This window comes from Kitasatospora sp. MBT63 (genome assembly GCF_000710465.2).
Classification (GTDB): Bacteria; Actinomycetota; Actinomycetes; order Streptomycetales; family Streptomycetaceae; genus Kitasatospora.
Genome location: NZ_JAIZ01000824.1, coordinates 1 through 5,043, shown reverse-complemented (window position 1 = coordinate 5,043; position 5,043 = coordinate 1). Strand labels below are relative to the sequence as shown.

Genomic DNA, 5,043 nt, shown 5'->3' with positions numbered 1-5,043 from the left:
TCACCTACAGGCGCGTCCGAGCTTTGTGTTAGCTCCTCTTCGTCAACCCGTCGCGGCGGTCTGTGGCTGGTAGAGGGTGCCGTCGCGGAGCATGGCGAACAGGACGTCGATGCGGCGTCGTGCGAGTGCGACGAGGGCCGCGACGTGGTGTTTGCCCTCGCGTCGTTTCCGGTCGTAGTAGGCGCGTGACTCGGGTTGGGACAGGGACGCGAACGCGGCGAGGTAGAAGGCCCGTTTGAGCTGCTTGTTGCCGCGCCGGGAGGGGTGCTCGCCGCGGATGGAGGAGCCGGACGCGCGGGTGACGGGCGCCAGGCCGGCGTAGGCGGCCAGGTGGCCGGCGGTCGGGAAGGTGCTCGCGTCGCCGACGTCGACGAGGATCCGGGCAGCGGTCCTGACCCCGATGCCGGGCATCGAGGTCAGGACCGGGGAAAGAGGGTGGGCCTCCAGCAGTTCCTCGATCCTCGCGGCGAGGAGTTTGCGCTGGTCGAGGACTGCGGTCAGCGAGGCGGCGAGGCTGGGGACGACCAGCGCGGCGGCCTCGGTGCCGGGGACGACGACGGTCTGCTCGCCGAGGGCGGTGAAGATGTCCTCGACCAGGCGCTCGCCCATCCGCGGGGCCTTGGGCCGCAGCAGTGTGATCAGTCGACGCCGGCCTGCCTTCCTCAACTGGGCCGGAGAGCCGTGGCGTTCGAGCAGGGCGAGGACGGCCGGGTGGTCCAGGCGGGGACCAAGCACGCGTTCGAGTGACGGGTGGATCTGGGTGAGCAGGCCGCGCAGGCGGTTCTTGATCCTCGTCGACTCACCGGCGAGGTCGTCGTCGAATCCGGCGATCATCTCCAGCTCGGCGACGGTCTCGTCGCTCGGCACCAGGTCGCGCAGGGTGTGCGACATGGTGCGGGCGGCGTCCGCGATGACGTGCGCGTCGCGGGCGTCGGTCTTCGCCTCGCCCGGGTAGAGGTCCGCGATCCGGCGCATGGTCAGGCCGGGCAGGTAAGCGATGCGACAGCCGGTGTCGCGGGCGACGGCCAGCGGCAGGGCACCGACGGTGGCCGGCTGGTCGACCACCACCAGCACCGCCCCGTGCTTGCCCTGCAGTTTCGTGAACAGCTCACGGAGCCTGGGCTCGTTGTTAGGCAAGGCCCTGTCGAAGACTTTCTTGCCGGCCGGGGTGAGCGCGGTCGCATGGTGCTCACCTTTGCCGACATCCAGGCCGAGATAGAGATCTATGCCGTCGGTGCTGGTCAACTGTCCCTCCCCAGGGTCTCGCTGCCCCGGCCCTGCGGCATCGGCGTGCCGGCATCCACGTTACGGAGAGCCTGCCTCACCCGGTGGGGGATACGGCGCTCAAGCCCCTCATCAGCGGTCTGCCAACGCCTCCGAGCCCGGTGACACCACCTTTTCGATCATGATCGACTGGGGGATCAAGTCATGCCGGGCCGGGAGGCCGGGAACCCCATTGCGGGGCCGTGAAAACAGTAACGGGGATTTGCAGCGGGACAATCCGGGTGGAGTCGCAGTCGAGCCCGCCGACCACGGGCTCGGGCGCTCACGCGGTGGACTGACCACGAAGGTGCACCTGGCGGTCGAGCACGGACAGAAGCCGCTGTCGTTCCTGGTCACCCCCGGCCAGTGGCATGACAGTCCCCAGTTCCAGCCGGTCCTGGAGCGCATCCGGGTGCCCCGCGGGGGCGTCGGCAGGCCGCGCTGTCGACCGGACCGGGTGCGGGCGGACAAGGCCTACGGGTTCCCGAGCCAACCGCGACTACCTGCGCAAGCGTGGGATCCGCTGCACGATTCCGGAGAAGTCCGACCAGATCCGCAATCGCAAGAAGCTGGGCGCCCGCGGTGGTCGGCCGCCGAAGTTCCACAAGGCCGATTACCGCGAGCGCCACACGGTCGAGTGCGGGATCAATCGCCTCAAGCGGCACCGGGCCGTGGCCACGAGATACGACAAGCTCGCCGTCCGCTACGAGGCCACCATCACGATCGCCGTCATCAACGAGTGGCTCTGACCTTGCTCGCCAACCTCGGTCAGCGAGAAACGCGGTATCGCTGCAGGTAGCCAGCAACCTAACCTGTTGCGCATGCATCAGCCCCGAAGGCGCGACCGGCGCCCGGCTCGCCGTGTGCCGCCGGAGCCGGCCCAGCGCCAGGCGTCCCGACTCACGGCCGTGGGCGCCGAAGTAGTTCTGGTTGGCTACTTCTCCGCGAAGCAGAAGGACTTCGAAACACTCATGGCGTCGGCGGCGACAGAGCTGGCAGCGCGCGGCGCACGGGTCGTGGTGCAGATCGTGCAGCGACGAGGCGTCTCGGATGGCGGGGTGCAGAAGATGAGCCTGCCCTACTCCTCACGGACCCTGCTGAGCTACGGAAAGGTCCGCGAGGTAGCTCAGGCGTGCGCTCAGGCCAACGCTGACGCAGTGATCTTCGTTGCCGCCTTGACCGAGCGCCAGCAGCGCACGCTGACAGCCATGCTTGGTCGCCCCGCCGTGAGTCTTTCCGACATCCTCGCCGCCGACTGACCGCTCACTCGCAGCTGGCTTTTGAAACAGGCCATAGCTTGACTCTGTCGGGGATCTTGGGCGATCGGGCTCAAGTGCCGAGGGTTCGCCAGGACTTCGGCCGGGGAATGTCGTTCACATCCAGGTAGGTCTGGAAGGCGGTCGGCGGTCTCGATGACGGGACCTGCTCCGCGGTTGGTTGGCCGCTGAGTCGTTCGATGTTCACGGCGATGGCTGTGAGTACGTGTTGCAGGTGAGCCTTCGGTTGGCCTCGGTAGCGGCAGCGGCGCATGCCGTGTCCGTGGGCGCACTCGTTGATGGTGCTCTCGATACCGGAGCGGACCGCGTAGCGGGCCTTCCACTCGGGGGTCTGTTGCTCGGCGCGGACACGGATTTGCAGGTCGCGGAGTTCTCGCGGGGGAAAGCCCACGTTCCGGGCGTCGCTGGAGCTTGTGCAGCGGGAGCGGTCGGGACACGGCTGGCATTGGCTCTTGGTGAACCGTGCCACGATCAGGGGTGCCGCGGTGGGTGAGGAGGTCGGGTAGGGGCCGTGCCAGCCGGCGCTGACCTGGCCGTTCGGGCAGGTGACCTGGCGGCGGTCGAAGTCGATGTGGAAGTCGTCCCGGTCGAAGCCCTCGCTCCTGCGGTGCTGGCGGGGGGGGTTGCCCGGCAGCGGCCCGCTGACGGTGACCTGGTGTTCTCGGGCGGCGCGTTCCAGGTGGACCAGGGAGGTGTAGCCGCCGTCGACCAGGTGCTCGGCGGGCAGCAGTGCGCGGCGTGCCAGGCGGGTGTGGATGCCGGGCAAGGCCTGGCCGTCGTTGGTGGCAGCAGAGGTGGTGGCCACGTCCGTGATCACGTTGACGCTGTCGGAGGCACACGTCTCGGTGACATGCGCGGCGAAGCCCTTCCAGCTGATGATGTGCCCGTGACGGTCGTAGCGCGCCGTCGTGTCGTAGGGGGAGACGATCGCCACCGACGAGGGCGGCAGGCCGCCGTCGTCGGCGGTGCGCGAGCGCAGTCGGCCTGCCGCGTCGCGGTAGTAGTGCTGGACGAGGATCTGCCGCAGGGCCTCGGCCTGCGGGCCGGGCCGGTAGGCCGGTCCATGCCGGTGGAGGTGCTCCAGCAGACGGCAGGCGTCGTCGCCGGCGGCGAGGATCCTGGTCTTGGGCCGAGTGGGATTCTTGCCCAGGCGGACCGGCCGGCCGTAGCGTCGCCCCCACTCCTCGCCGACCAAGCCGGTCAGCAGGTGCGAGCCGGCGCGGGCCACTTCTTCCAGCACGGCACGTACCGCCTCGGTGACCAGCTCCAGCCGGGTCAGTTCACGCACCGAGGCGAGGACGTGGGTGGAGTCGGTGCGCTGGGTGGTGCGCTCGCGTACGAGTCCGGCATCCTTCAGGCGCGCGAGTGCCAGATCGAGGAGGCGGTCGGCGCGGTCGTCCTGGGCGAGGCGCTCGCGGAAATCGGCCAGCACGCTGTGGTGGAAGCCGGGATCGTCCAGTTCCATGGCCAGGGCGTACTTGAAATCGATACGGCACCGGATCGCCTTTGCTGCTTGCCGGTCCGACAGGCCGAGCAGGAACTGCAGCCCGCTGACGGTGGCCAGTTGGGCGGGCGAGATTCCGGGGCGTCCGTCGCGCGGGTACCAGCCCGCGAAGTCCTCGTCGCGCCACAGCCCGTCCAGCCGGTCTCTGACCCACATCGCCGTCGTACCGCACGGGTTGCTCGCCCGCGCGATCTGCGCGGTCAGAGAAGGGACCTGCTCGCCGGAACGGGGACGGAGCGACAACTGACACCTCGACAACTACACGGTCTTCGATCAGCCCGAGCATGCCCGCTGATCAGGCGGGCACACCGGGAGACTTCAAGATCCCCGACAGAGTCAAGATAGAGGCGCCGGCGCTGATTCACAGACTTGCTGCTCTCGACAGTAACCCGCGGCCTGGGGCGACGGTCGGTCATCTGAAAGCATCGCGGCCAGCAGGTGGGCGGCGGGAATCTCCGCGCACTCTCTGCCCTTCGCCACGAGCGTGTCCTGTCCGTACCCCTGGTGCACAGCCACGGCGTGGGGTAGCGCTATTCGGCGGTTCAACCGGACGAGAAGGCAATCGAGGACATGAGCTACGACTTCCACATCACCCGCGCACAGGACTGGACCCGGAGTCCGTCGAACCCGATCGAGGCAAGTGAATGGGAGGCACTCGCGGACGCCAGTCCACTCGTCGAAGAGGGCCCGCCACGGGAGTGGCTCGACATCGGTGTCCAAAAGGGCTACCCGGTTCCCGGTGAGACTGCGGTCTTCTCGTGGCGCCGCGGAAGGATCGACATCGTAGGACGCTACACGGACCACACCGAGACGGCAGCCGAAGCACTCGCGGAAGCCCTCGGGGCATTTGTGCGCGGCGACGACGACTGACGGGGCCACGAGCAACGGAACGGATGGGCACACCTACCTCTGGGACGCATCCGAACCCGGCCGGGAGTACGCCCCCCTCCCCCACTGAATCCGGCGGGCCGCTGCCGGCTCAGCGCCGCCCCGCCCCGC

The 5,043-nt window shown here is 68.7% G+C and carries 4 protein-coding genes and 1 pseudogene; 3 read left to right on the top strand and 2 right to left on the bottom strand.

Annotated elements, in window-relative coordinates; genetic code table 11:
- Positions 1–42 precede the first annotated feature (42 nt).
- The gene (locus AA75_RS43510) at positions 43–1,245 is read right to left on the bottom strand and encodes an IS110 family transposase (protein ID WP_033826094.1); all 1,203 of its coding nucleotides are present in this window, start codon (positions 1,243–1,245) and stop codon (positions 43–45) included.
- A 292-nt stretch (positions 1,246–1,537) separates the two neighbouring features.
- On the opposite strand from AA75_RS43510, the pseudogene AA75_RS46825 reads away from it, so the two are divergent.
- Both AA75_RS46825 and AA75_RS43505 read left to right on the top strand, forming a co-directional pair.
- Positions 1,538–2,012, top strand: a pseudogene (locus AA75_RS46825) (IS5 family transposase); the annotation flags it as partial.
- A gap of 159 nt (positions 2,013–2,171) precedes the next feature.
- A complete protein-coding gene (locus AA75_RS43505; protein ID WP_233289460.1) occupies positions 2,172–2,522 on the top strand; it encodes a hypothetical protein in 351 nt (116 codons plus the stop codon).
- Between the two features lie 70 nt (positions 2,523–2,592).
- On the opposite strand, the gene AA75_RS43500 is transcribed toward AA75_RS43505, so the two are convergent.
- The gene (locus AA75_RS43500; protein ID WP_033826093.1) at positions 2,593–4,200 is read right to left on the bottom strand and encodes an IS1182 family transposase; all 1,608 of its coding nucleotides are present in this window, start codon (positions 4,198–4,200) and stop codon (positions 2,593–2,595) included.
- 414 nt (positions 4,201–4,614) lie between these two features.
- Here AA75_RS43500 and AA75_RS43495 point away from each other — a divergent pair, with 414 nt between their 5' ends.
- On the top strand, positions 4,615–4,914 hold the full coding sequence (locus tag AA75_RS43495) for a hypothetical protein (protein ID WP_033826092.1): 300 nt from the start codon (positions 4,615–4,617) through the stop codon (positions 4,912–4,914).
- The last annotated feature ends 129 nt before the right edge of the window (positions 4,915–5,043 follow it).